Raw genomic sequence first — 26,359 nt, forward strand, 5'->3', positions numbered from 1 at the left:
TCGAACGGCAGCAATCGAGGCGCACCGGCCTGTTGCTTGCCGTTCTTGCGAGCTTAAACGTGATGGCTTTATGGCATCTTATCCGCGGACACAAACTTTTCCGAAGCTTTTAAAGGAAATCGTTCGTATCTGGTCGAAAATGATTAGCTGCATGAAGCTTTCGTTTAAGATTGACCATGTTCCGGGCCGTGTTCCGCCATTGCGGTTATTATATTATTTTAACATCAGGCCAAAAGGGAATCAATTTAATATTTTTATGAATGTGATAAAACTTTACTTTACAGCACATTGTTCGTGTTCTTATACTATGCCTAACATTTTATCAAAAGGAGGATGAACATTTGTATAGCAAATCAAGGAAAATCCAATCTATTATGGCGCTGTTGGCTTTCGCGATCTTGGCCGCATCGGCCTGGGGAGGGTCGCCGGCTAGGGCTGAATCGGGGGTGCCGGAGCCTTATCGGATCGTTGCTCTCGGCGATTCCTTAACTGCGGGTTACGAGCATGGGTATACCGAAAAATCCGTTCCCTACGGGTATGTGGAGCAAGTGTACGAGCAGTCGCTGTTCCATGGACTCCGCGCGGAATACGTCAATTACGGGATTCTCGGACTAAAGGCCGAAGGTTTGAACCGCTTGCTCCAGGCTGTTTCCGACGGCCGTACCGTGAAGGCGGACGACATTCAGAAGGAGCTGCAGGATCCCCGCAAGGAGACCCTTGCAGGGCAAACCGCCCAAATGGCTAAATCCATACGTTCCGCCAACCTGATCATCCTAACGATCGGAGGAAACGATCTGCTGCCGGTGATGGCCAAGCTGGATTCCGGAGCAGCCGACGACGAAATTTCCGCTTACATCCAAACGATATTGGATCAATACGAAAAAGATCTCGAAGCTTCAATCCGAACGATTGCCGCCCTGAACCCCAAAACGCAAATCGTCATGTCGGATCAATATTTGCCGGTTCCCGCGCCTTTGCAATTCGGATCGACGACCATTGAGCTGTATCCCGAAGCAAAGCGCAAGCTTTTGCTCGACGGTGTAACGAAGCTCCGCGGCAAGCTAGATCTGGTAAGCACCCGTCTTGCTGCCGACGGCATCAAGCTTCAGGTAGCGGACGTCAACAGCTTGTTTGTCGGCCATGAGCTGGAATACACCTCCATCGCTCAAGGCGACATTCACCCGAACCATCAAGGTTACGCGGCAATCGGACGCGCTTTCGCTACCGCGATTTGGGGCGATTACAGGGCCGTCCGCCCGCGCCAGGCCAATGTTGAAATGTCCGTTGTCGTTGACGGCAAGGAGCTTCCCGCCTCGGCAGCCCCGCCCGTCCTTCGCAGCAATCGCAGCTTTGTCGCCATGAGGGATATAACGGATGCTTTAGGCGCAAAGCTGAGCTGGAATAACGCGGCTCAGAGCGCGACGGTTTCTTATAACAATCACGCGGTTGCCTTTACGATCGGTTCCGCATACGCAACGATCGACGGCAAGAAGGTCAAGCTGACAACGCCTCCCGCATTTTTGCTGAAATCCGGAAAGGAATCGAAAACTTACCTTCCGCTCGCCGCGCTGTCCGAAGCGCTTGGCCTCCAGGTCACATACCGAGGCACCCTGCAAACCGCCTTTATAAACAAATAAATCAACAAGACGGCAAGCTGACATTCTCCCACTATAGTAGAAGAAATTATTCTAGTTACTTATATTCCTTCCGTAATTCCTTCAAAATTTCCAGCCCGCGCGCGGACCAACGCATCAGACGGTCCAGCGCGGCGATCTGGGCTGCAACCGCCTCCTGCAGGGAGGCGCTGTAGTCCGGCACTTCCCCTTCAAACGGCTTCAAATCGCGAAGCAGCACATTCGTTTTTTCCGTATAGCTCAATGCCCTGCGCTCATGAAACATCGCCACGTCCGGATTATAAGGATGATGCAGGTCTCCCTGCTCCGGATGCTTCGATACTGCCAGCACCTTGAAGACCGCGCGCGGCCCGTTTACTTCGACAATCTCGCCAATATATTGCCCGGATCTGACATCCGCCTTGGCCAGCGCTCCCGGAACGACAAAATCTCGATTTTCTTGCATATGTATGATTCCTCCCAAAAAATTGATTAGCCTATTTTGCACATTCGAATGCTCGCTACTTATTTCCAATGTGCTATAATACCGCTTAGTACATTGATCGGCTTTTTCTTCATCCGACAGAAATTCACCATATCATATAAGAATGTTTTCTTGCAAAGCAACCCGTGATTTCCCGTTTGCGGCGGAGAGAGCCCTAGGGTAGGACTATCTCCCTGCAACTTCAATAGCAGGATGACTTGTTTTAAATCGAGCAGAGTCGTAATATGGAACTAGAAAAGTAGGTGACATTATGCGTAAGAAAAGAGTGCTCCTGCTCTCCGAAGGATTCGGATCAGGGCACACGCAAGCCGCGCATGCCTTGGCAGCAGGCCTGCGCCAGCTCAACCCGGATATACAGACCCGCGTGATGGAGCTGGGCAATTTTCTTAATCCCGTGCTAGGACCTTTAATTATTTCCGCCTATCGCAAAACGGTGAGCAGACAGCCCAAGATGGTTGGCCTGATGTACCGCAGCAATTATAAAAAATCGCTAAACCGATTCATGCAGCTTGCGCTCCACCGTATGTTCTATACCCATACTTCGCAGGTTATCGCCCAACTTAAGCCGGATCTCGTTATTTGTACTCATCCTGTTCCGAATGCGGTTGTCAGCCGCCTGAAGCGGCTTGGGCTGGACATAAAGCTATGCACCGTCATTACCGATTACGATGCGCACGGTTCATGGGTGAACCAGGAAGTGAACAAGTTCCTTGTCTCCTCTTCCCTGGTGAAGGACAAGCTCATTAAACACAGCGTGCCGGAGAGCCGGATTGCCGTAACCGGCATTCCCGTCCATCCTCATTTCTGGAAAACCTACGACAAGGCCCAGATCAGAGAACAGTTTGGGCTTAAGGCGCTTCCTACCGTCCTTATTATGGGCGGCGGCTGGGGTCTTATGTATGAAGACAGCCTGCTGGAATATATGACAGAGTGGCGCGAACGCGTTCAATTTATTTTTTGCGTAGGCAATAACGACAAGGTGAAAGAGAAAATGCTTTCGAATCCCAGGTTCAGGCATGACAACATCCGGATTATCGGATTCACCAAAGAAGTCAGCAAACTGATGGATGTGGCGGATGTTCTCGTAACCAAGCCCGGCGGGATGACCTGCACGGAGGGGATGAGCAAAGGCATTCCGATGCTGTTCTACGAGCCGATTCCCGGGCAGGAAGAGCAGAACTGCGAATATTTCATCAAACACGGCTTCGGCGAAATGCTGGAGACGACCGAAACGGTTGACAAATGGATGGCCGTCATTCAGCAGCCCGAAGCTTCGGCAAGCTACCGCCAGACCCTGATCAATAAAAGAAACGAAGAATATAATCCGCTTACTTGTCCTAAAGCCGTCTTGCAGCTGTTGCAATGACGGCTTTTTGCTTGCACAAATCCTCCCCCGCTCGAATAGTACAAACCTTTTCCGGTTATTGTTATTATAGAGAAGGATACGTGAATCGCAGTCGAATAGCAAAGGGAGCGGATTAGGATGAAGGAACGGAGCATGGACGGAAAAACAATCATTCTGCGTCTCGAGATCGATACCCAGCAGGCGTATTTCGGCAAAGCCGTCTCCGCCATCGAAGCGGCAGGCGGGGATATTGTAGCCATTGACGTCATTCAAACCGACAAGCAGATCAGCATACGGGACTTGACGGTCAAGATTGCGGAAGCCGGTGCTGCCGAACGGCTGCAAGCCGCTCTTCAGAGCGTGCCGGGCATTCGCCTCCGGCATGTATCCGACCGCACTTTTCTTTTGCATCTTGGCGGAAAAATAACGATACAGCCAAAAACCCCCATTCAAAACCGGGATGATTTATCCCGCGTGTATACGCCGGATGTCGCGAGGGTCTGCCAAGCCATTGAAGCCGATCCCAAGAAGGCATTCACTCTCACCATCAAACGCAATACGGTTGCCGTCGTTTCCGACGGGAGCGCGGTGCTTGGCCTTGGCAATATCGGCCCTTATGCGGCCATGCCCGTTATGGAAGGCAAAGCCATGCTGTTCAAGCAGTTTGCGGACGTGGACGCCTTCCCGATCTGCCTCGACACCCAGGATACCGAGCAGATTATCGCGTCGATCAAGCATCTTGCCCCGGCCTTCGGCGGCATTAACCTGGAGGATATATCCGCGCCTCGCTGCTTCGAGATTGAACGCAGGCTGCGGGAAGAGCTTGATATCCCGGTTTTCCATGACGATCAGCACGGGACGGCCGTCGTCCTGTACGCGGGGCTTTTGAACGCCCTTAAGCTGACGAAACGCAAAATCGAAGATACGCGGTTTGTCGTTTGCGGAATCGGAGCCGCCGGAACGGCATGCACGAAAATGCTGCTGGCCGGCGGAGCCAAGCATATTGTAGGGGTTGACCGCGAAGGGATTCTGACGGCAGACAAAACCTACAGCCATCCGATGTGGCAATGGTACGCGGAGAATACCAACGAGGCGAGAATCAGCGGAGGTCTAACAGAAGCGCTCGCTAATGCCGATGTATTTATAGGGGTATCCGCCGGCGGCATTTTGACCCGGGAGCATATTCAATCGATGGCTCCCGAGCCTATCGTGTTCGCCATGGCCAATCCCGAACCCGAGATCCGGCCCGAGCTGGCCGAAGATATCGTAGCTGTCATGGCCACGGGAAGAAGCGACTATCCGAATCAGATTAACAACGTCCTCTGCTTTCCCGGCATTTTCCGGGGGGCGCTGGACAGCCGTGCCGTCACGATCAACGAGCAGATGAAGCTTGCCGCAGCCGAAGCGATCGCCTCGGTCATCAACGAGGATGAGCTGAGCAGGTTCTATATTATTCCAAGCGTCTTTAATGCAAGAGTGGTTGAAGAGGTCCGCAAAAGAGTGATTCAAGCTGCGCAGGACAGCGGAGCAGCCCGCAGAAGACCAAGAGAATAAAACAAGGAATATAACAATATTTGTCTTAATCTCAACTGGGAGATTAAGACAAATTGTTGTATATGCCCTTTCGTTTATACTATAATGACTAGGTTACTAGGTTAATAGCTTAAACCTTAGGAAGGATGTATAACGAATGGCTACGGCTTCACCAACCTTGCAGAAAAGGGACAATATTCCCCAGCTGCTACTCGTACGGGCAATGGCTATCATAGGCGTCCTGTCCGTCCATTCCACTTCGTTCGCCACCGTGACCATGGTGGATTCGAACTATTTTTTTCTTTATAACTTTTTCAATATTTTCATGAAAATCGGAACAACAACCTTTATTTTCCTAAGCAGCTTTGTCCTCTTCTATAATTACTATACCCGCCCTTTGGACAAGCAGCTGCTCGGAAGCTTCTATAAGAAACGGCTGTTGTACATTATTATTCCGTATTTGGTCTTCTCTTTGTTTTATTTTGCGGTATTGCATTTCCTTTATTATCAGGACCGGTCCCTGTCAACGGAAATCCATAATTTTATCGATAAAATACTTACCGGCAAGGCTTATACGCATTTATATTTCGTGTATATAAACATACAGTTCTATCTGATGTTTCCGTTGTTCCTGTGGCTGATGAAAAAATATCCGCGCACGATCAAATGGGCCATTCCCGCGGGGATCGCCATTCAATGGGCCTTTTTTATCATCAACAAGCACGTGCTTCCTGCTCCAGGCGTTCCTAACCGCGGCAGCTGGTCGTTCTCGTATTTCTCGTATTACCTGCTTGGCGCCGCTCTAGGAATCTATTATCCGAAAATCAAAGAATGGATTATTATTGCCAGGAACCATGCCACAAACGCCCGCGTCGCAACATGGATTGCTCTTTGGGTGCTGTGGTTCGCGGCAGGCTTGGCCCACGTGTATTTGTATTACGAGACCAGGCTTCACCTGAAATCGTTCAACACTACATTGTTCGATCTGGTGTGGAATATTCATGGGGTGCTAACGGCACTTGTTTTATTGCAAATAGCGTTTGTTATGTCCAAGAAGCTGCCGAAGGTCCTAACCAAGGTCATCTCAAGACTTGGCGCTTTATCGTTTGGCGTATACCTGATTCATCCATTCTTCCTGCTTCTGTACCGGGAATACCCGCTTCATACGGGTACGGCATGGCTGCTTCATCTTTGGTATCTCGGCGGCTTCGCGCTTGCCCTGATCGCATCCTGGATCGTCGTTGGTTTCTTCGCCCGTTATGTGCCATTTAACTGGATCGCTTTCGGCAATCTGCCAAAGCCCAATAAACGGCCTTCTAAGCCGGTTATGCCGGAAAGACAGCTGGACGCGTAATACATCCTTAGGAGGAATAAGTTGTGAGAATGAAAGTGATTGCTGCACTCCTCGTCATCGCCATTGCGATCACTTGGCCGGTGTCCCAATACCAGCTTGAGGCTTCCGCCAACAAACCTTTGCATTACAAGAACAAGGTTATCGTCCTTATGTATCATCATATTGATGCGAAAGAAAGCGGAGCAACGATTTCACCGAGCCGTTTCGGGACTCATATGAAGCTTCTGAAGGAAAACGGCTATCATGTAATCAGCATAGAGCAGTTCGAGGATTTCATGCAGCACAAAGCGAAAGTGCCGGATAACGCCGTTGTTATTACCTTTGACGACGGGTACGAAAGCTTTGACCAATATGCGGTTCCCATTTTGAAAAAGTACAATTTTCCGGCCACGCACTTCGTCATTGGCTCAAGCAGCGACAATCAAAACGTACACACGAAGCACTTGACCTGGGACACGATGCGCAAGCTAAAAGGCGAAGGCTTCAGCTTCTACAGCCATACGTACAACCAGCATGACTATGCTCCGCTTGATAAGAACGGAAAGAAAAAAGGCCCTATGCTGAGCAATCCGATTTACCTGCCTGACAAGGGCCGCGTAGAGACGAAGAAGGAATACATGGCGCGCGTTGAAGCGGATGCCCAGCTGATGGAAAAACGGCTGAAGGAAGAGCTGAACAATACGCGTCAGATGCTTGCCTTCCCTTACGGCGCTTTCAGCCCGACGGCGAAGCAGCTTGAGAAAAATGCAGGCGTCACCTTATTCTTCACCGTGCATCCCGGCATTAACAGACCGGGATCGGACGAAGCGTTCCGCCTGAACGCCGGAACGCCGGCACTCTCGGGCAACAAATTCCTCGCGATGTTGAAGAAATACGGATAATCTCTTAAGAAACAGAGCTGTAAAACTTAAAGCCCTTGGTCCTCCAATCGGAAGGACCAAGGGCTTTTAATCTTTCATGAAGGCTTAATTCGAGAAGAAATCCCTTTTAATACTTAAAATCCACTTAAGTTTTAGTTAAGTTTTTAAGATTAAAATAAGTTGTCCGCTTAAACTTTCCTATACTATACTGGCTAGGTCGACAGCATGCCATTATGAAAGGATACATGTTCACATGTCACTAGACCTTCAGAAAAGAGACCCTATTCCCGAACTGTCGCTTGTAAGGGCGATGGCTATTATCGGTGTCCTGTCCGTCCACTCCACTTCGTTTGCCACTGTCGAAATGGTGAATTCGAATTACTTTTTCCTGTATAATTTTTTCAATATTTTCATGAAGATTGGTACAACCACCTTTATATTTGTCAGCAGCTTCGTTCTCTTTTATAACTATTATTCTAGGCCGCTGGACAAGCAATTGCTGGCGAGCTTTTATAAAAAGCGGCTGCTGTACATTATTATTCCGTATTTGGTCTTCTCCTTGTTTTACTTTACGATATCTCATTACCTATATTATTCGGACCGCTCTCTATCGACAGAAATTCATCTTTTTATCGATAAAATCCTTACCGGAAAGGCTTATACGCATCTGTATTTCGTGTTTATCAATATTCAATTTTATCTGATGTTCCCCTTTTTCTTATGGCTGATGAAAAAATATTCCAGAACGGTCATATGGGCGGTTCCGGCAGGTTTTGTCCTCCAATGGGGATTCATCCTGTTCAACAAATACGGCTTGGAGACGCCGGTGGCGAATCGCGGCAGCTGGTCCTTTTCCTACTTTTCGTATTATTTGCTTGGCGCTGCCCTAGGAATCTATTATCCAAAGCTTAAAGCATGGATTATCATCGCAAGGAATCATGCCACTGCAGTCCGGATCGTTACCTGGACCGTCCTGTGGACATGCTGGATCGCTGCCGGCTTAACGCATGCGTATCTGTATTATGAGACTAGGCTTAACCGGGCTGCGTATAATACTACGTTGTTCGATTTTGTATGGAACGTTCACGGTATACTGACAACCATTGTTTTATTGCAATTGGCATTTATTCTATCCAGGAAACTGCCGAAGGTTTTAAGCGGACTGATCGCAAGACTTGGTGTTTTATCGTTTGGCGTTTACCTGATTCATCCGTTTTTCCTGCTGATCTACCGACAGTATCCGCTTGATACGGGTACAGCCTGGCTGCTTCATCTGTGGTATCTAGGCGGCTTCTTTATCGCTCTGGTTGCATCCTGGATCGTTGTTGGCTTCTTCGCCCGTTATGTGCCGTTTAACTGGATCGCCTTCGGCAACCTTCCCAAGAAGCAGCATCGCCCGTTACAACCGGTTCAACCGGAGAGTCGGCTAGAGTCATAATGCATTCAAACCCAAATAACCTTAGCCCCTTTGGCTAAGGTTATTTGACTAATGCAGAGGCCCGGAACCGGGATAGGGCTCCTCATGCGGCTCCACATGCACATGGACGCTCATGATATTATGTTTGCCTTCCATCCGCCGCTCGATCTCATCGCTGATCCCATGACTCTCAATAAGCGTCAAACCGGGATCAACCTGCACGATCACGTCGATGAGCACATTGCTCCCGTGTACGCGCGCCTTAATGTCCTTAATGGATTTGACGCCCTTCGTCCCCTCTATCGTGGAGCGCAGCGTCATCAGCTCCTTGGCGTCAAAACCATCCGTCAGCGCATGGGTCGAGCTGTAGAAAATATCCCAGGCGGTTTTGCATATAATGGCGCCAACCGCAAGCGCGGCCACCGGATCCAGCCAAGGCAGGCCGAACTGGGCGCCGATAATCCCGACTGCCGCGCCGATACTGACAAGCGTGTCGGACAAATTATCTTTTGCGGCCGCATGCAAAGCCTGGTTATTGATTCGGCTTGCCAGCCTGCGGTTATAGAGGTATACGGCACCCATACAGGCTGCCGCAAACAAAGCAACCCATGCCGAAGTCAGCGAAGGCACGGTCTCCTGACCGGAGAATAGAGAACGTACCGTGTTGATAATGACCTGCAAGCCTACCGTTGCCATGATAAACGACGCAATAAGAGCGGCGATCGTCTCCGCCCGGAAATGCCCGTAAGGATGATCCTTGTCGGGCGGCTTTTGGGAGATGCGAAGGCCAATCAATACGGCAACCGAAGCGATAATATCCGTCAGGTTATTAAAACCGTCCGCAACAAGCGCTCCGGAGGCAAACCAATAGCCGGCGCCCAGCTTGATGGCCGACAGCCCGATATAAGCCCCGATACTCACCAAGGCTCCCTTCTCGCCCTGCTTGATCTCTTCATACTGATTCATTGCGGTAAACAGGCCTCATTTCATAGGGTCTAAAGAAACAGTGTTTACCCTATGCGCGCTTTTATGCATACACGAAAAAAAAGAGCCGTACAGGAAAGACTGTACAGCTCTCTCTATGCGATTATACCGCGTACATACGCTCGCGGAGAGCTTTAATCTCCTCGCTCTCAAGGTACTCGTCGTAAGTCATCATTCTGTCGATCAAGCCGTTAGGCGTAATCTCCATAATCCGGTTCGCAATGGTTTGCACAAACTGATGGTCATGCGAAGTAAACAGGACCGTGCAATCCGTTTCCGTCAGACCGTTGTTAAGCGCCGTAATGGACTCCAGGTCCAAGTGGTTAGTCGGCTCGTCGAGGATAAACACGTTTGCGCCGCTCAGCATGATTTTGGAAAGCATGCAGCGAACTTTCTCGCCACCGGACAAAACGGATGCTTTCTTCATCGCATCATCGCCGGAGAAGAGCATACGGCCCAGGAAGCCGCGGATAAACGTTTCGTCCGGATCCTTCGAATATTGACGAAGCCATTCGACGAGGTTCAGCTCAACGCCATCGAAGTAAGGAGAATTGTCTTTCGGGAAATAACCTTGGGTTGTTGTAACGCCCCATTGATACGAACCGGAATCCGGCTCCAGCTCTCCCATCAGCAGTTGGAACAGCACCGTCTTCGGAAGGCCGTTAGGTCCAACGAAAGCGATTTTGTCGCCTTTGTTCACGGCAATCGTCAAGTTATCAATTACCTTCTCGCCGTCGATTGTCTTCGTCAGACCTTCAACAAGCAGCAAAGATTTGCCCGCTTCGCGTTCGCCTTTGAACTGGATGAACGGATACTTGCGGTTCGACGGACGAATGTCGTCGAGCGTAATTTTATCGAGCAATTTTTTACGGGAAGTCGCTTGCTTGGACTTCGATTTATTCGCGCTAAAGCGTTGGACAAACGCTTGGAGCTCTTTAATCTTGTCTTCTTTCTTCTTGTTCTCGCTGCGTTGAAGCGCGAGAGCCAGCTGAGAAGACTCGTACCAGAAGTCGTAGTTGCCCACGTACATTTGGATTTTGCCAAAGTCGATGTCCGCAATATGCGTACATACGGTGTTCAGGAAGTGACGGTCATGGCTGACTACCACAACGGTGCCTTCATAGCCGGACAGAAAATCCTCCAGCCAACGGATCGATTCGATGTCCAAATGGTTGGTAGGCTCATCGAGGAGCAGGATGTTCGGCTCGCCGAACAACGCTTGCGCAAGCAAGACGCGAACTTTCTCGTTGCCGCCCAGCTCAGACATTTTCTTATCATGAAGATCCGGAGTGATGCCAAGACCGTTCAGCATCTCAGCTGCTTGCGATTCCGCTTCCCAGCCGTTCATGTCGGCGAATTCGGCTTCCAGCTCGCCTGCGCGCATGCCGTCTTCGTCGGTGAAGTCCGCTTTCGCGTAAAGGGCGTCCTTCTCCTTCATGACGTCATACAGCTTCTTGTGGCCCATAATAACCGTTTCGAGGACGTTGAACTCATCGTATTCGAAATGGTTCTGCTTGAGTACCGCAAGGCGCTCGCCCGGGGTAATGTGAACTTCGCCGCTGGACTGTTCAACCTCGCCGGACAAAATTTTCAGAAACGTCGATTTACCGGCGCCGTTCGCGCCAATCAAGCCATAGCAGTTGCCAGGCGTAAATTTAATATTTACATCTTCGAATAGTGGCTTCTTCCCGAAGCGAAGCGTTATGCCGCTTGTACTAATCATTGTATTTAATCCCGTCCTTCTCTTCCAAACTCAATTTATCTCGAACCATTATACCACAGTCTGAACGTTCAATTACACCTTGTGGCAAAAGATAAACAAAAAAGACTGCCACTTTCGGCAGCCTTTTTAATGCTACTATTAATCCCAGTTCAGCTTCACTTCGTTGCCGGTGCGGGACGATTCGTAAATCGCGTCCAAAATGCGGCTGTTGGTGTAGCCCGACAGCGCGGAGGAAATCGGCTCCTTGCCTTCGTTGATGCATTCCACGAAATGCTTGCTCAGCAAGACGCGGTCTTCCTCGCCCTCAAGCGGCTCGATGTTCGACTCGACAACCTCGTCGCCTGCATGGGTTACAAATTTCCCGTCATTGCCAATAAGCGCCGCGCCGCCTTCCTTGCCCATAAGGTGAACGAAAGGATCTTGGCTCAAGCCAGCCGCATGTGCCGCCCAGCTCACTTCTAGCGAAAGTGTTGCGCCGTTGTCCAGCTTGATAAGCGCCGATGCAAGGTCTTCAACGTCATAATAACCTTCCCAGTTTGGCGTTCCCCAGGTACCGATACCGCGGCGTTCCGGACCAAACTCGGCATAAGTGGAGCCGTATACGGATACCGGCTTGGGATTGCCCATCAGATAAAGGGCCAGATCAAGCATATGAACGCCGATATCGATAAGCGGTCCGCCGCCCGCCATATCCTTGCGGGTAAACCAGGAGCCCCAGCCCGGGATTCCTTTTTTGCGGAACCATCCCGTCTTCACATTATATATGCGGCCTAAATCGCCATTTTCTATACGGGCTTTAATCGCACGGTTAATGCCGGTCCAGCGCATTTGCTGCGCCATCATGAGCACTTTGCCCGAAGCTTTCTGCGCTTCATAAATGGTACGGGCCGCCTCGGCATCAATCGCCATCGGTTTTTCCAGCAAGACATGCTTGCCCTGCTTTAAAGCTTCAATGGCGAGCGGTGCATGGAACTGGTTCGGAACGCCAATAACCACGGCATCGATTTCCGGATCCTCCAGCAGGGCCTGCGGGTTCTCGTGAACCGTTCTTACGCCAAACTCCTCCGCTCTTTGCGCGGCAAGCGGCAAATAAGCATCGGTAATCGCGGCAACGTAGACCGATTCCGCTCCAACCTTCGCGAATGTTTCCAAGTGGACCTTGCCGATAGCCCCTGCTCCAATTATGCCAAGACGAATAGGCTGACTCATGTTCTCTAGTTTCCTCCTAAAATGAATTATCACCATAATGGCGATATTCTGGCCATTTCTGCTGATTCATGCTGCGAAGGCATGGGCCATAATCGATTGCAACAATATATCCATAAGTATAGCTCTCCTGCCCCGGAGAGTCACTGTGCTTATTTGGCTTACTCTTGTTCTCGTTTGTTATTTTCGCGGCTTGGGCAGCGCCAAGTTTCGCCATGAAGGAGAATTCGGACGCGTTCTTTATCCAGCCCAATTCGTTCCCGCTCGTTAGCAAGCCGGTCCAGAGCCTCGCGAGGCGTGTCGTCGGCAAGCTTGAACGCCCCGTAATGCATCGGCACAAACCATTTCGCACCCGTATCCCCGAACGCTTGCAGCGCTTCTTCCGGCGTCACATGCTGAGGTCCCATGAACCATTCCGGCTCGTAAGCGCCTATCGGCATTAAAGCGACGTCGATATCGAAACGGCTGCCTATCTCCTTGAAACCGGAAAAATAACCGCTGTCACCCGCGAAATAGATCGTTGGATCCAAGGAATCCTTCCGAACCGGCTCCATAACCCAACCGCCCCAATGGGAGCTGTTCATATCCCACAGATTGCGGCGGGTCCAATGCTGCGAGGGAACAAACGTAACGCGGATGCCGTCCATAACAACCGACTCCCACCAATGCAGCTCCCTTACATTCGTAAATCCCTTCAGCCTGAGCTTCGTTCGGAGCCCTGCGGGTACCAGCAGCAGCTTGTTGCCCTGAAGACGCCGGAGCGATTGGATATGAAGATGATCGTAATGGGAATGAGAGATAAGGATGATATCAACCGGTGGTACGTCTTCAATCGGCAGCCCCGGCGGTGCCAATCTTCTCTGAAAAGCCATCTGCCCGGCCCATACCGGATCGGTGATGATATTTTTTCCGGCAAGCTGAATAAAGAAAGTGGAATGCCCAACCCATGTCAAAGTTGGCTTTGCCCGATTCTCATGCAAAAATGGAAGGTCAGGCTCAACGCTCGGAACGGAATAGGAATAATCCTTCGTTTTTATTTTACGGAGACGCTCCTGGCGCCATCGTTGTAGATGCTTCATGGAATTTTGCAGCTGTACCGGCTCGCTGTTCGTAAATTTCGTAAATTTATTCTGCTTCAACCGTACATCCCTCCCAGATTGTCTAGCCCTGTTATTTAAAGATACCAACTTGGGAATGTCCAATCAACTGCTGCGGAGCTGTATTCGCGTAAGCTGTTTTTTTCATGTACACTATGATTATAAGCTCAAGTTAGTGAACGGGAGGCATAATGAAAATGAAACTTATTTCAATAGAACCGACTCCAAGTCCAAATTCCATGAAGCTGAACGTGGATGAATCGCTACCGCGCGGCATCAGACAATCCTATACGAAAAAAGAAATCGAATCCGCGCCGGAGCCGCTGAAAGCCCTCCTCGCCATCGAAGGCGTGCGCAGCATCTTCCGCACGGCCGACTTTATCGCGCTGGACCGTGTTGCCAGCGCGGACTGGGCGCGTATTCTCGCCGACGCGAGAGCGCTGCTGCAAGGCGGCAATGACGGCGACGCCGCGGCAGGAGCCGCGCTTGCTGCCGAGGGCTATGGCGAGGCGCATGTGCTTGTTCAAATGTACCGGGGCATTCCGATACAGGTACGCGTGAAGAATGGCGAGCGCGAAGCCCGCTCCGCGCTGCCGCAGAAGTTCACCGATGCCGTAACCGAAGCGGCCGGCGCATCGATGATCCGCGAGCGGAGGCTGGAGGAATTCGGCGTCCGTTACGGCGAGCTTGAAGAAATTGCTGCCGAGATCGTGAAGGAGCTGGAGGCTGCTTATACGCCCGACCGGCTGAAAGAGCTTATCTCCGCCGCTCAGGCATTAGGTCCGGGCGAAGAGCCAACTGCCCCCGCCAGACCGGCTCCGCTGTCCGGCGAAGAAATCGCCGAACGCCTCGAATCGCCGGAATGGCAGGTCCGTTACGCCGCGCTGGAGCGGATGGCTCCGGAGCCTGAGCTGCTGCCGCTGATTGCCAAAGCCCTGCATGACGAGAACATGTCGATCCGCCGTCTTGCCGTCGTTTATCTTGGCGATCTGCGCACGCCGGAGGCTATGCCTTACCTGTTCGAGGCGCTGCGCGACAAATCCGTGTCCGTGCGCCGTACGGCCGGCGATACGTTGTCCGATTGGGGCGATCCGGCCGCAACCGGCCCGATGATTGATGCGCTGCGCGATCCGAACAAGCTCGTCCGCTGGCGCGCGGCGCGCTTCCTGTACGAAGCCGGCGACGAGAGCGCCGTTGAAGCGCTGCGCGTGGCAGCGAAGGACGCCGAGTTCGAGATCCAGCTGCAAGCGCAAATGGCGCTTGAACGAATCGAGCGCGGCGAGGAAGCGGCCGGCTCGGTATGGCAGCAGATGACCGCTGCCCGAAGCCGCGAGCAGCAGCAATGAGAGTAATTGCATGCCGTATTTGAGCTTAAGTCCGGATGCGAAGTTGCACGCTGCGTTGCATCTAATGCTATACTGGAGCAATTTCGCGGGAAAAGCGGATTTACGCTGCACGAAGTACAATATAATACCTCAAATCTTTACTTTTTAAGCCTGTGTTGGCTATATACTTCAGAAAGCACACTCTGAACTTAACCTCTATACGGGCAATTATACTGCAGTATATAAAGCGTACAGCCCGGCCACCTTTGCAGGCATAGCAATCGCAGCGCACAAAAAGAGCATTCGCTTCATTACAAGCGAATGCTCTTTCCTGTTCTTTAGGCTTATTATTGATAATCCAGCTGGACCTGCACCAGCATCGAACCGTCGTTGCCGTACGGCTCGTAACGGGCCGAATAACGAACGGCCACATGCGCTACCTTGAAGGCCGTCGACAGATCGGTCGCAAGCTGCGAGCCATTCAAATAACGGAACTTCATGCCCGTCTGCTGCTCCATCACGGCCTCGCGGATCTCCTGCTCCAGCTCCACCAGGCTGGCTACCGTGTTGTCAGGCTCCGTCCAGTGCAGGCCTAGATCGGTAATAAGCTTCGCATAGACATCCGCCTTCCCGCTGTCCGTGCTCTTCAGCTTGGCTAGCTCGCTGCCGTACGAATGGTTTGCCGTTGGATACGTTTTAACCCATTGATGATCGACGCGCATCTCGTCATCCGTCTTCAAATAATAGTTATAGCTCAGGCGGGACTCCGTCTGCTGCGTGCCGGCCTGCTTCACGACGGGGTCATCCCAGGTCATATCGAGATGATACCAATTGCCGCCGAGCTGCACCATATTCCAGGCATGATCGCCGGTTTTTACCTTGCCCTCGGCAATGAGAACCGGAATTCCGACAGCCTTTAGCATTTTATAGGCTAGAAGCGAATAACCTTGACATACGGCCGTTCCCGTTGTGAGAGCATCGTAAGCGGTATAATGCTTCAAGGTTTCGTCGTACTGCAATCTGCCTACAATCCAGTCATGGATTGCCTTCACCTTCTCGTGCTCGTTCATCTGCGGAGTAATAATCTGCTTGATCGCTTTGCTCACCATTGCGTCAACGGCAGCGGTCTGGTCCGTCGTCTCGCGGTATCTGGCCTCCAGCTTGATGGTGGACAGATTGCCCCAGCTGCGGATGGTATAAAGATAGGAATCAAGGATATACGCGGTGTAATCGTCCTGCGCAAGCGCCAGATTAATCGTATTTTGCAAGCCGTCGGAAAGCTTGTGCTTGTCTCCTTTATATTGAAGCGTAAAATGCTCGGATCTGCTTTGAAATTGCGATGCCAGTTCATCCTCGAGCTGATCGATCGTGCCGCCTCCGCCGCTCGACGCGGACGCGAAAACGGAGAACAGATCGGACTTCATGTTTAAACCAATGGCAACGGCAACCAACGCTGCTACTGTCGCTATTTTCCAACCTGTTGTTCGCATAGGTACCTCCCGCTTAGGGAATATTAGTTTCTTTCTTATTTTATGCGATTCCCAATCGTGATAAACACTACAGTACCTAAAATATAAAGGATATGAATCTATCTCCATCATAACGCTATTTTCAGCTATGGCAAGATAAGATTTCGTTGTTAACCCATGCAAATGCTGGCTTAACGTCAGGTTGTCTTGCTTTTCTTTCTCTTCATGAATTATAGTAATAAGTAATTAATAGAGTCTTCGTACACCCGTGCTCGGAGGTTGATGCTTTGATGATTTCCCGTCAAGCGACCCCGCAGCACTTTTTCGTCTGCTGGCATGCATGATCGTACGATTTTGAACAACCCTATTACTAATCCCGCAAGTCGCGAGCTGAAATCCGTACAAACGGGAGCAGCCGTTCATATTATACAGTTTACCCCTGGTAATTAACTGAATGAAAGGGAGACGATTCGTTTTGACTAACGGATATCGGTGGAAAGCGCTGCTGAATAAGCCATTTGTTGTTTTTTCCATCATTATGATTCTAAAAATGCTCCTCGTCTGGATCATCGTGTTCGATGGCGGTACGGGTGATATCATTAAAATGCTGTTGACCGGCATTTCATCAATCGGATTTATTTTCTGTCTTATCGAGGCTTTCGCATACAGGAAGAAGTTTATGACCTACCTGATCCTCGACCTCATTCTAACCGGCATTTATTTCGCGGTTATTATGTACTACAAATATTTCGGCGTTATCGTTACTTATCATGAACTGCGCCAGGTGAACCAGGTAGGCGAAGTGAACAGCAGCGTCTTCTCGCTGATGGATCCTTACTTCCTGTTTATCTTTACGGATATCGTATTCCTGTTTGTCATGTTCGCCAGCAGCAAACGATTCCGCGCCTGGACCCGCACGCTATCGGTCAAAGGCAGAAGGAGCTGGTTCGTGGCTGGACAAGTGCTTGCGGTTGCCGCATGCGCGACTGCCATTGTTCCATACCGTCAGGATATGAACGAATTCCAGCAGGCGAAAAACATGGGAATTCTGAATTACGAGATCTATGCGACATTCGCTCCTTCCAAGGACTTGCCGATTAACGCGGAGGAAGTAACCCCCGCAATGGTCGTGCAGGAAAAAGGAAGCGCCCAGCCGGCGCAGCCTGCCTATTGGGAAGCGGCCAAAGGGAAAAACGTTATCGTGATTCAGCTTGAAGCTTTCCAGAATTTCCTCATCAACTTGAAAATCGACGGCAAAGAAATTACGCCGAATATGAATAAGCTGGCTGCGGATCATTTCTACTTCCCGCATTTCTTCCAGCAAGTGGGTCAAGGCAATACGGCGGATGCCGAGTTTGTCGTGAACACATCGCTTTACGTGCCGCCTAATGGCGCGGCTTCCGAGGTGTATGCGGGCAAGGAGCTGCCAAGCATGCCGAAGGCCTTTGCCGCAAACGGCTACCAGACGGCAACCTTCCATACCAACAATGTTATGTTCTGGAATCGTGACCAGCTGTATAAAGCGCTTGGCTGGGGCAAATATTATGATGACCGGTTCTTTGGCAAAGAGGATCCCGTTGCGTTTGGTCCTTCCGATGAAGTGCTGTACGCGAAGACGGCCGACGAGCTTGCGCGCATGCAGCAGACCGGCCAGCCGTTCTATGTGCAGCTGATTTCCATGTCCGGCCATCATCCGTTCCGCATTCCGGAAAGCAAATACAAGATGGAACTGCCGGACCGTTACAAAAATACGCTTGTCGGCGATTACATTGAAGCCCAGAACTACGCGGATTACGCGCTTGGCCAATTGATCGACGAGCTGAAGAAAAACGGCGTCTGGGATAACAGCGTAATCGTCTTGTACGGCGACCATCAAGGACTGCCGATTTACTCCCTGAACAACAACGAGAAGAAGCTGATGAAGGAAATCTACGGCCGTGACTACACGCTGCCGGATATGATGAATATCCCGCTGATTATGTCCGTGCCGAATCAAACTCCTCAGGTCTTCCCTCAGGTCGGCGGACAGTCGGATATTTTCCCGACCATCTCGAACCTGATTGGCGTCTCGCTTAAGGATCAGGTCCACTTCGGTCAGGATCTGCTCAATCATACAAGCAATATTTTGCCTGAACGTTACTATCTCCCTACCGGTTCCTTTATCACCGACAAAGGCGCGTTTGTGCCGGGCTCGGGTTACGCGGACGGCATCACCTATCCGATCTCGGGCGGTCCGGTCACAACGCCGCAGGATACGGAGGACACCTTTACGAGAGCACACCGACTGATCAGCATGTCGGACGAATATGTCGCTTCGCTGCCGGAATGGAATAAGAAAGTTACGCCGGCGGACGATACGAAGCAAGTTGCATCGGCAAAATAAACCTAAAAATAGCGAAGCAGGAATTAATCCTGCCTCGCTATTTTTTATTACATCCGATTAACTTCGCGGATCTTCTCGATCGGTATCTTTGGCTTGCGGTCTGCCGTAAGAAGTCCGTTTACTTCCTGCTGCACATCCGTAATTTGCGTATAGCAGTAACCTACGATATAATCCCTGTCCTTGATCGCCTGATGGATATTGCGGAACCGGTTCATGAACGCCTCGTCCGACGCAACCTGGTTGCCGTAGCCCCAGCCCGCTTCCGTCTGGAAGGCGATGCCGCCAAATTCGCTGACAATGACCGGCTGCCCTTGATATTCGTACCCATCCGCAAAAGCGTACTTCCAATGGTTAAACGAAATCTCGTTGTTCAGGATTTCGTCCTTGTTGCTGTAACGCTTCTCGAATTCTTCCTTCGTCTCCACGTAATCGTGAAGAGTCAGAATATCGGATACCGTATGCTCCCAACCGTCATTCGTAATAACCGGACGGTAAGGATCAAAGCTTTTGGTCAAATGATAAATCGCTTCGGTAAACTTCTGCTGCTTCTTGTCCTTCTTGATGTTCATGACACCCCAGGACTCGTTGAACGGAACCCAGGTAATGATGGACGGATGATTGTACTGCTGGCGCACGACCTCCATCCATTCATTCGTGAATTTATGGACGGCGTTGTCGTTAAACTCAAAGGTTGCGGCCATCTCCGACCAGACGAGCAGGCCTTTCACGTCGCACCAGTACAGGAAGCGCGCATCCTCCACCTTCATATGCTTGCGGACGCCGTTATAGCCCATCGCCAAAATAAGATCGATATCCTCAATCAGCGCTTCTTCCGACGGCGGCGTCAGATGGCTATCCGGCCAGTAGCCCTGGTCCAGAATAAGCTTTTGGTAGAGCGGCGCGTTGTTGAGCAGGATGCGTCCCTTCTCAATCGAAATCTTTCTCATGCCGAAGTACGAATAGACATGGTCCAGCTTGGTATCGCCCTTGTACAAAATAAATTCCACATCGTACAGATTCGGATGCTGCGGCGACCACATGCTATGCTTCCACGGGCCGTTCGCCTCGTGAACGAGATCGGCATCCAGCTGAAGCCAAGGACGGTCCACCGTCAGGCTCATCTGCTTCATTTGTTGGCCCTTCAGGCTGATGATAGTCTCAAGGCGGATATCCGAAGCCGAGTAATCGCCTTCTACCTGGTATTCGAAACGGACGGTGCGGTTGTCGATATCCGGTGTGATCTTGACGGAATCTACGCGGACGGGAGCGACAAACTCCATCCATACCGACTGCCAGATCCCCGTCGTCTGCACGTAGAAGCATTCGAAATTATCCTTCACCCAGCGCTGCTTGCCGCGCGGCTGCGTCGCGTCCATGCTGTCCTCTGCCTTAACGGTCAGCCGGTTCTCCCCGCCAATGGCGATATAAGGCGTAATGTCGAAGGAAAAAGCCGCATAGCCGCCTTGATGGGAGCCGACGTAAGTACCGTTAATCCATACCTTCGCGATATAGTCGACAGCCTGGAAATGCAGCAGCACTTTCGAGCCTTCCGCTTCAGCCGGAATATCCAGCGTACGGTTGTACCAGACATAAGGATGATGGCTTTCGTCGCCAATGCCGCTTGCCTGCGTTTCGTAAGTAAAAGGAACGTTAATCTTCAAATCGCTGCTGAATGCGGCCGGCAAATGCGACTCGCCCGTGTTCGCGTCGTCAAACGCAAAGCTCCATTCGCCGTTCAAATCGACCCACTGCTCGCGGACGAATTGCGGACGGGGGTAGTTTTTGATATACATTTTGGTTGACATACGGTTTCCCTGCTCCCTGTTACGCTTCATATTGCTGCGTTTGTATTTATGTGATGAGACTATTTCGTTGATACGGTCATCTGGCTGAACTGCCAGTCCGAAGAGCCAGTCCGAAGTCCTACCCGTCCGTGCAGGAAGGCGTTCCGGTCCGTCCAGGCCAGAACAGGTTCGTCGTTGTCCCCGTCATATACCTGAATGCCGGCCCCCTTCAGCTTGATCCGTATCGGGCGGGCTTTGCCTTTCTCCAGCTCAAGCAAGCCGGAAGTCAGTTCCTGATTCACTTCGTAGCTGATTTTCTTCAAGATGATCCTGCCGTTTCGGAAAGTCAGCTCATACCCGATAAAGGAATCGGCAACCTGGTCTCGGAAGGAAGATTCCATTGTTGTCCTTAGCAGAATCGATGCTTCTTCTTCTGTCGCCTCGGTCTGCGTTACGTTCACGCCAAGCTCCATATCCGACCAGCGGGTATCGCCGCCAAAGATCATGGAATTGTCGCCATCGAGCTGCAGTCCATAGGTACCGTTGTCCTCCTGCCAATAGCCAAAGGTCGAATCCGGGTCAAAAGTGACCTGCCGCTCTCCTTCCGGCGCTGCCGCTTCGCTCGTTTCGATGAACCGGATGTCCGGGTTCCCTTTTCCTTTCGAAATCGCCAGCCACTGCAGTCCCTGCTTTAACGGAAAAGTTCCTAGAGGAACCTTCATCCACTCCGAGGAATCGTCTTCGGTAACGAAGTCTTCCGCCTTAAGCTTCACGGACCGCCTCATACCGCCCGCTTCAATCTCTAGAGTGGAGCCCGCCGAAGCATCCGATACCATCGCGGCCAGCAAATATTCGCCATCCGCGCGCACGTATACCGGGAAAGCAAGCTCCGCAGCGTTGCCGGTCAGTTCGGCCGAGTAGCTGCCGTCCGGCGTTCCTTCATGATGAATAGTGACTTCATTATTGCCGGACGCTGCGGCGTGTACCGCTTCCATCGTGCCTGGCACCTGCTTGATCATTTCGCTGTCGCTGCTGCCGCCGGCTTCATTCGAGAATGCCGTGTACCGCAGCTCCGGCTTCAAGCCTCCCGTCCAGGCGTAGCCGATTTGTCCGGCTTTAGCCGCGAGCTCCGCATTATCGATAAGCAGAAGTCCGTCCCAGTAAACCCTAGTCCCGCTCTGATCCGCTTCCACCCGAACGGTATGCAGCTTGGAGAAATCCATGCCTTCTGGCAAAGAAGCCTTCTGCACTTCTCTATCCGCCGCAGCATCCCTCAAAGTAATGGCGTTGTCATCCGGATTAATCCGGATGCTGCGATAATCCTCCGCGCTTGCATAGGAGAAGACGGTCTCCAATTCACCGCTCTCGCTGCCTAGGGCAACGTTGTATTCCGCCGTAAAACGTTCCCCCGTCGGCACCGAGGTTACCCAGGCCTCATCGGCACCGGAGATTTCGGCCGATTGCCATTTATCCGCGCCAGGGCTGCTGCCGCCAAGCGGATCGCGGAACGCCGGAAGCGCGGGAGCCGAAACAGGCCGATCATGCGTTGGTCCAAGCACCGCCATTTTGTCCCCGTTAAACGTCAGGCGGTCCATGTTTAGCTTCCTTACCGGAGGTCCTTCGGCTGAACTGCCGACCAGATTGTGATAAACGATATAATAAGAGTCCATATCCGGGCCAAGCACCGTTGCGCTATGCCCAAGTCCGTTAAAATCCTTATCCGTCGAGATGAGAATCGGATTATTGTCGGGTATCGTATACAGGCCCGTGGGCGACTCATGCCCTACCGCGTAATTTACGCGATAGCCCTTGGAGAATACGTGATTGCCGGTATACGTGATGAAATATCTGCCGCCCCGCTTTATAATCATCGAGCCTTCCGTCCAATGCCCCAACGACGTGTTCAGCTTATCGCCCGCTTCGATCGTATAAGGATCGCTCATGCCGCTGGCCATAATGCCGCCGGATTCCGCATGGGTGAAATACCATTTGGCATCGTCGTCGATAAAGACGGAGCCGTCAATCGTCAGGCCCAAGTTATCCGTTTTCACCTTGAACGGTCCTGTGGGACTGTCGCTTTGCAGCACGTAATGCCCCTTGCCCGCGGGAGACGTATACATATAGAAGGAGCCGTTCCAATACACCACTTCCGGCGCATAGGCTCCTTCGCTTACCGGGTCCTCCGTTACCAGACCCTCGTAGCTCCAATTCACCAGATCGTCCGAGCTCCATGCTTTTATGCCGACCCGCCAGTCCTTCGTGCTGCAGTATAAATAATATTTGCCGTTGTAGCGCAGCACGTAAGGATCGCCGATACCGTAATCCTCCCATTCCTGTTCGAGCGTCATCGGATTCTGATAGGTCCGGTCCATCGTAATGGCTTCTCTTGCTTGTCCTTGCTCATCCTGCTTTTGCGTAAGCAACCATATCCCTCCTCCTGCTGCGAGTACGACCGCGATGCCAATGCCGATCAAGGATCGTTTCATTTGCCATCCGCTCATGCCGTTACCCCTTAATGCCGCTGATCGCCATCGATTCGATGAAGTAACGCTGCGCCATAAAGAACACGATCACTACCGGAACAAGCGCGATCATCGAAGCCGCCATCAGGGACGGATAGTTCGAGGTGGAGATGTAGTTGGACTGCATGCTTGCGATAAGCACTTGAATCGTCTGGCGTTCAGGCGTATGCAAGTAAATCAGCGGACCCATAAAATCATTCCAGATGCCCATAAAGCCAAGCGCGGCCTGAGCGGCAATGGCGGGCTTCGCAATCGGAAGCGCAACGGTCGTAAAGGTGCGGAAGTAGCCGCAGCCGTCGATTTTGGCCGCATCGATCAGATCGTTCGGAATCGAGCCCTGCATAAACTGCCGGAAGAAGAAGATCGTGACGATATTGCCGAATAACCCGGGCACGATGAGCGGCGCTAGCGTATCTACCCAGCCCAGCTCGGAGAAACCGATATACTGCGGAATCATTACAACCGAATAAGGAATCATCATCGTGCCAAGCAGCGCCATAAAGATCCATTCCTTAAACGGAAAATCGAATTTCGAGAACGCGTAAGCCGCCATTGCGGCAACGAACAAGCCAACCGTCAGCACGCATACGACCACGATGGCGCTGTTCATAAAGCCGTATAACAACGGCGCTTTCGACCAGACATCCTTATAGTTGAGCCAGGTGAGCGGTTCGGGAATCCATTGCGGCGGCACATCGAACACATGCTGCTGCGTCTTAAGGGAAGTGGATACGGTCCATGCCAGCGGGCCAAGCATTATGACGGAGCCCGCAAGCAGCAGCACAAAAATGACGGTATTGATAAGTCGGCGTTGATTAGCCATTTGCCAAGTCCCTCCTAATCCTGATACACCCACCGCTTGGACAAGCGGAATTGTACCAATGTAATGATGAATATAAGTATGCCAAGCACCCAGGCTACCGAGCTGGCGTAACCCATGTTGAAATATTTGAACGCTTCTTGGAAAATGTAGTACACGATTGTCGCGCCGCTGTATTCCGGCCCGCCGTCCGCTGCCAGGATGTACATTTGGCTGAAGGACTGGAACGTTCCGATAATGCCCATAACGACAACATAGAAGTGAATCGGCGACAAAAGCGGAAGCGTAATATGCCTGAATTGGTGCCAACGGGTAGCCCCGTCAACTTCTGCTGCCTCGTAATAGGTAGAAGAAATGCCCTGGAGTCCGGCCAGATACAGCACCATCGTGCCGCCAACGCCGCCCCATAATCCCATAATAATGAAGGATGGTTTCACCCAATTCGGATCGCCCAGCCAGTTCGGTCCCTGCGTTCCGAAGATTTTCCAAATAAACTCGTTAACCAAGCCGTAATCATAGTTCAGCATCCACTGCCACAAGAGAGAAACCGCAATAATCGGCGAGATGACGGGGATGTAATAAATCGTCCGGAAAATCGAGATGCCCGCCAGCTTGCGGTTCATCATGATGGCAAGAATCATCGAGATAATCATGCCAAGCGGAATGCCCAGAAGCAGGAAAAAGGTGTTGTAGAGAGATTTATAAAATTTCTCGTCGTTAAACATGTAATGAAAATTATCGAAGCCGACAATTTCCGAAGGGGTCAGCATATCCCAGGTCATAAAGCTGAGACCAAACGAGGTTAAAAGCGGCGCCAGCCCAAAGATCAGAAAGCCAAGCACGGGCGGCATGACAAATATAAGCGACCAGATCATTTCCTTGCGCCGGTATCCGGGTATCTTTTTCTTCATGAATAATCCTCCCTGGCCGAAGGTAAGAGGGGCAAAGACATCGCCTCAGGCGACTGTCTTCCCCCCGCGTACTCCAGCAAGTTCAACCTTCTTACTTGTTGCCTTCGTCGTACAGTTTTTGAAGCTTCGGCTGCTCCGCCTTCACGAAGTCGGCTGCGCTTTGCTTGCCGGTCCATACCGCGCTGGCGTCCTGCCAGAACGTATCCAGCCATTTGGTGTTTTTCGAGCTGTTCTCGATTGGAGGACGACCGTAGTCGGAAATGATATCCAGGAATACTTGGCGGCTCTCCGGTTTTTTGTCCATTTGCATAAATTCGCCTTTAGCCATATCCATCAGGTTTGGAACCGCTTGGCCAAGCTCATAGTTTTGTCTTTGCGAATCTTGGTCCAGGCTGAGGTAAGCGGCAAGGCGGAAGGCGTCATCAGGGAACTCGGTTTTTGCCGATACGACAAAGCCAAGCGATCCAAGCCATGTTGCTGTTTTACCGGTGTTCGGGCTAGCCGGCCATGCCGCGATATCCCAGTTGAACGGCAGATCCCAGAAGCCCGGTTGGTCCCAAGGGCCCATCGGGAACATCGCCACTTTGCCCGCCACGAAACGCGCGTAACCGTTTTGCGCTTTTTCATCGTCCGGGGAAGGACTTACTTTGTTAACAAGGCTAAGATCCGCCACGAATTGCATCGCTTGCGCGAACTCCGGAGTATCGATGGTGATCTTGCCGTTGCCGTCCGTCCAATCTCCTCCGTTTGCCCATACGGCAGACTCGGTGGAGTAAGCCGCTACGCCAAAGGTATCGATTTTGCCGCGTTCGTTAGCCACAGTCAGCTTTTTCGCGTCGGCAAGCATATCGTCCCAAGTGTATTCGCCGGCTTTCGCGCTAGGATAAGGAAGACCGGCTTTGTCGAACAGATCTTTGTTGTAAGCAAGCGCCCAAGGGCCAACGTCTTTCGGAAGACCGTAGATATCGCCTTTGCCGGAAGCCGTACCGTCATAACGGTAGCGGTCCAGAGCGGCAGGCCATACGTTGCTCTGGTCAACCAGACTGCTTGTGTCCAGCATCTTCTGCAGGTTCATCAGCACGCCGCTGCTTACGAGCTTGTTGAAGTTCGCGCCGCCTGCGTAGAACACATCCGGTGTTTTCTTCGCCGCGATCAAGGTATCAAGCTTCTGGTAGTACTCGCCCGGAGGTACAACCGTGTATTTTACCTTTTTGTTCGGATACTTCTTCATATAAGCATCGATCAGCTTTTGGAAGACGGCTTTCTCCGTGTCTCCGCCCCAGCCCATGAATTCGATGCTCGATTTCGCGTCGGCTCCGGTATCCGTGCCTTCCGCCGCAGCTCCCGTATTCGAGGATTCCTGCGCTGCCGCATTGCTGTTGTTCTTGCCGTTATTCGAGCTCTCCTTGCTGCCGCCGTTATTGGAGCTGCAGCCTGCCAGTACGATCATGAGACAAAGCATTGCAGCCATCCAAACTTTACCGCTTCTCCATTTCGCCATTTGTTGC

19 protein-coding genes are annotated in these 26,359 nt (G+C 51.5%); 8 read left to right on the forward strand and 11 right to left on the reverse strand.

What is annotated here, in order from left to right:
- Window positions 1-341: 341 nt before the first annotated feature.
- The gene (locus FHT67_RS18505) at window positions 342-1,637 is read left to right on the forward strand and encodes an SGNH/GDSL hydrolase family protein (RefSeq protein ID WP_167200551.1); all 1,296 of its coding nucleotides are present in this window, start codon (window positions 342-344) and stop codon (window positions 1,635-1,637) included.
- A 55-nt stretch (window positions 1,638-1,692) separates the two neighbouring features.
- Here FHT67_RS18505 and FHT67_RS18510 read toward each other — a convergent pair whose 3' ends face one another.
- Entirely contained in the window at window positions 1,693-2,079 is a 387-nt protein-coding gene (locus FHT67_RS18510) for a kinase-associated lipoprotein B (protein WP_132312031.1), read from the reverse strand.
- Between the two features lie 289 nt (window positions 2,080-2,368).
- Here FHT67_RS18510 and FHT67_RS18515 point away from each other — a divergent pair, with 289 nt between their 5' ends.
- From FHT67_RS18515 to FHT67_RS18535, 5 genes are all read left to right on the forward strand, one after another.
- Window positions 2,369-3,484: an MGDG synthase family glycosyltransferase gene (locus FHT67_RS18515; protein ID WP_132312029.1), complete on the forward strand. Its 1,116-nt coding sequence runs from the start codon at window positions 2,369-2,371 to the stop codon at window positions 3,482-3,484.
- Between the two features lie 117 nt (window positions 3,485-3,601).
- Window positions 3,602-5,017 (forward strand): NAD-dependent malic enzyme, encoded by a 1,416-nt coding sequence (locus tag FHT67_RS18520; RefSeq protein WP_132312027.1) that lies wholly within the window; start codon window positions 3,602-3,604, stop codon window positions 5,015-5,017.
- A gap of 136 nt (window positions 5,018-5,153) precedes the next feature.
- Window positions 5,154-6,350 carry an acyltransferase gene (locus tag FHT67_RS18525; RefSeq protein WP_167200553.1) on the forward strand — a complete coding sequence of 399 codons (1,197 nt, stop codon included), beginning with the start codon at window positions 5,154-5,156 and terminating at the stop codon, window positions 6,348-6,350.
- Between the two features lie 29 nt (window positions 6,351-6,379).
- Complete coding sequence (locus FHT67_RS18530; protein WP_208403385.1) at window positions 6,380-7,231, forward strand: polysaccharide deacetylase family protein; 852 nt, start codon at window positions 6,380-6,382, stop codon at window positions 7,229-7,231.
- A gap of 232 nt (window positions 7,232-7,463) precedes the next feature.
- A complete protein-coding gene (locus FHT67_RS18535; protein WP_167200557.1) occupies window positions 7,464-8,648 on the forward strand; it encodes an acyltransferase in 1,185 nt (394 codons plus the stop codon).
- 48 nt (window positions 8,649-8,696) lie between these two features.
- Here FHT67_RS18535 and FHT67_RS18540 read toward each other — a convergent pair whose 3' ends face one another.
- From FHT67_RS18540 to FHT67_RS18555, 4 genes are all read right to left on the reverse strand, one after another.
- Window positions 8,697-9,593 (reverse strand): cation diffusion facilitator family transporter, encoded by an 897-nt coding sequence (locus tag FHT67_RS18540; protein WP_132312019.1) that lies wholly within the window; start codon window positions 9,591-9,593, stop codon window positions 8,697-8,699.
- 121 nt (window positions 9,594-9,714) lie between these two features.
- Window positions 9,715-11,334 carry an ABC-F family ATP-binding cassette domain-containing protein gene (locus tag FHT67_RS18545; RefSeq protein ID WP_132312017.1) on the reverse strand — a complete coding sequence of 540 codons (1,620 nt, stop codon included), beginning with the start codon at window positions 11,332-11,334 and terminating at the stop codon, window positions 9,715-9,717.
- 138 nt (window positions 11,335-11,472) lie between these two features.
- Window positions 11,473-12,543: a Gfo/Idh/MocA family protein gene (locus FHT67_RS18550; protein WP_132312016.1), complete on the reverse strand. Its 1,071-nt coding sequence runs from the start codon at window positions 12,541-12,543 to the stop codon at window positions 11,473-11,475.
- A gap of 158 nt (window positions 12,544-12,701) precedes the next feature.
- On the reverse strand, window positions 12,702-13,619 hold the full coding sequence (locus FHT67_RS18555; protein WP_167200746.1) for an MBL fold metallo-hydrolase: 918 nt from the start codon (window positions 13,617-13,619) through the stop codon (window positions 12,702-12,704).
- A gap of 215 nt (window positions 13,620-13,834) precedes the next feature.
- On the opposite strand from FHT67_RS18555, the gene FHT67_RS18560 reads away from it, so the two are divergent.
- Window positions 13,835-14,983 carry a virulence factor gene (locus FHT67_RS18560; RefSeq protein WP_167200559.1) on the forward strand — a complete coding sequence of 383 codons (1,149 nt, stop codon included), beginning with the start codon at window positions 13,835-13,837 and terminating at the stop codon, window positions 14,981-14,983.
- A 326-nt stretch (window positions 14,984-15,309) separates the two neighbouring features.
- Here the strand turns inward: FHT67_RS18560 and FHT67_RS18565 are convergent, their stop codons facing one another.
- On the reverse strand, window positions 15,310-16,452 hold the full coding sequence (locus tag FHT67_RS18565; RefSeq protein ID WP_167200561.1) for a transglutaminase domain-containing protein: 1,143 nt from the start codon (window positions 16,450-16,452) through the stop codon (window positions 15,310-15,312).
- A gap of 433 nt (window positions 16,453-16,885) precedes the next feature.
- Here FHT67_RS18565 and FHT67_RS18570 point away from each other — a divergent pair, with 433 nt between their 5' ends.
- Window positions 16,886-18,814: an LTA synthase family protein gene (locus tag FHT67_RS18570; RefSeq protein WP_481856719.1), complete on the forward strand. Its 1,929-nt coding sequence runs from the start codon at window positions 16,886-16,888 to the stop codon at window positions 18,812-18,814.
- Between the two features lie 47 nt (window positions 18,815-18,861).
- Here FHT67_RS18570 and FHT67_RS18575 read toward each other — a convergent pair whose 3' ends face one another.
- The 5 genes from FHT67_RS18575 to FHT67_RS18595 form a co-directional block, all read right to left on the reverse strand.
- On the reverse strand, window positions 18,862-20,619 hold the full coding sequence (locus tag FHT67_RS18575) for a glycoside hydrolase family 2 protein (protein WP_167200563.1): 1,758 nt from the start codon (window positions 20,617-20,619) through the stop codon (window positions 18,862-18,864).
- A 59-nt stretch (window positions 20,620-20,678) separates the two neighbouring features.
- Entirely contained in the window at window positions 20,679-23,099 is a 2,421-nt protein-coding gene (locus tag FHT67_RS18580) for a glycoside hydrolase family 43 protein (protein ID WP_167200566.1), read from the reverse strand.
- 4 nt (window positions 23,100-23,103) lie between these two features.
- The gene (locus FHT67_RS18585) at window positions 23,104-23,943 is read right to left on the reverse strand and encodes a carbohydrate ABC transporter permease (protein WP_132312004.1); all 840 of its coding nucleotides are present in this window, start codon (window positions 23,941-23,943) and stop codon (window positions 23,104-23,106) included.
- 14 nt (window positions 23,944-23,957) lie between these two features.
- Entirely contained in the window at window positions 23,958-24,851 is an 894-nt protein-coding gene (locus FHT67_RS18590) for a carbohydrate ABC transporter permease (protein ID WP_132312002.1), read from the reverse strand.
- A gap of 91 nt (window positions 24,852-24,942) precedes the next feature.
- On the reverse strand, window positions 24,943-26,352 hold the full coding sequence (locus FHT67_RS18595; RefSeq protein WP_132312000.1) for an ABC transporter substrate-binding protein: 1,410 nt from the start codon (window positions 26,350-26,352) through the stop codon (window positions 24,943-24,945).
- Between the last annotated feature and the right edge of the window lie 7 nt (window positions 26,353-26,359).

Source organism: Paenibacillus sp. BK720 (genome assembly GCF_011761545.1).
GTDB lineage: Bacteria > Bacillota > Bacilli > Paenibacillales > Paenibacillaceae > Pristimantibacillus.

Bases quoted from the DNA above. Each gene is read 5' to 3' on its own strand.
- FHT67_RS18510 (WP_132312031.1), bottom strand. From the start codon at position 2,079: ATGCAAGAAAATCGAGATTTTGTCGTTCCGGGAGCGCTGGCCAAGGCG.
- FHT67_RS18515 (WP_132312029.1), top strand. From the start codon at position 2,369: ATGCGTAAGAAAAGAGTGCTCCTGCTCTCCGAAGGATTCGGATCAGGG.
- FHT67_RS18520 (WP_132312027.1), top strand. From the start codon at position 3,602: ATGAAGGAACGGAGCATGGACGGAAAAACAATCATTCTGCGTCTCGAG.
- FHT67_RS18525 (WP_167200553.1), top strand. From the start codon at position 5,154: ATGGCTACGGCTTCACCAACCTTGCAGAAAAGGGACAATATTCCCCAG.
- FHT67_RS18530 (WP_208403385.1), top strand. From the start codon at position 6,380: ATGAAAGTGATTGCTGCACTCCTCGTCATCGCCATTGCGATCACTTGG.
- FHT67_RS18535 (WP_167200557.1), top strand. From the start codon at position 7,464: ATGTCACTAGACCTTCAGAAAAGAGACCCTATTCCCGAACTGTCGCTT.
- FHT67_RS18540 (WP_132312019.1), bottom strand. From the start codon at position 9,593: ATGAATCAGTATGAAGAGATCAAGCAGGGCGAGAAGGGAGCCTTGGTG.
- FHT67_RS18545 (WP_132312017.1), bottom strand. From the start codon at position 11,334: ATGATTAGTACAAGCGGCATAACGCTTCGCTTCGGGAAGAAGCCACTA.
- FHT67_RS18550 (WP_132312016.1), bottom strand. From the start codon at position 12,543: ATGAGTCAGCCTATTCGTCTTGGCATAATTGGAGCAGGGGCTATCGGC.
- FHT67_RS18555 (WP_167200746.1), bottom strand. From the start codon at position 13,619: ATGAAGCATCTACAACGATGGCGCCAGGAGCGTCTCCGTAAAATAAAA.
- FHT67_RS18560 (WP_167200559.1), top strand. From the start codon at position 13,835: ATGAAACTTATTTCAATAGAACCGACTCCAAGTCCAAATTCCATGAAG.
- FHT67_RS18565 (WP_167200561.1), bottom strand. From the start codon at position 16,452: ATGCGAACAACAGGTTGGAAAATAGCGACAGTAGCAGCGTTGGTTGCC.
- FHT67_RS18570 (WP_481856719.1), top strand. From the start codon at position 16,886: ATGAAAGGGAGACGATTCGTTTTGACTAACGGATATCGGTGGAAAGCG.
- FHT67_RS18575 (WP_167200563.1), bottom strand. From the start codon at position 20,619: ATGTCAACCAAAATGTATATCAAAAACTACCCCCGTCCGCAATTCGTC.
- FHT67_RS18580 (WP_167200566.1), bottom strand. From the start codon at position 23,099: ATGAGCGGATGGCAAATGAAACGATCCTTGATCGGCATTGGCATCGCG.
- FHT67_RS18585 (WP_132312004.1), bottom strand. From the start codon at position 23,943: ATGGCTAATCAACGCCGACTTATCAATACCGTCATTTTTGTGCTGCTG.
- FHT67_RS18590 (WP_132312002.1), bottom strand. From the start codon at position 24,851: ATGAAGAAAAAGATACCCGGATACCGGCGCAAGGAAATGATCTGGTCG.
- FHT67_RS18595 (WP_132312000.1), bottom strand. From the start codon at position 26,352: ATGGCGAAATGGAGAAGCGGTAAAGTTTGGATGGCTGCAATGCTTTGT.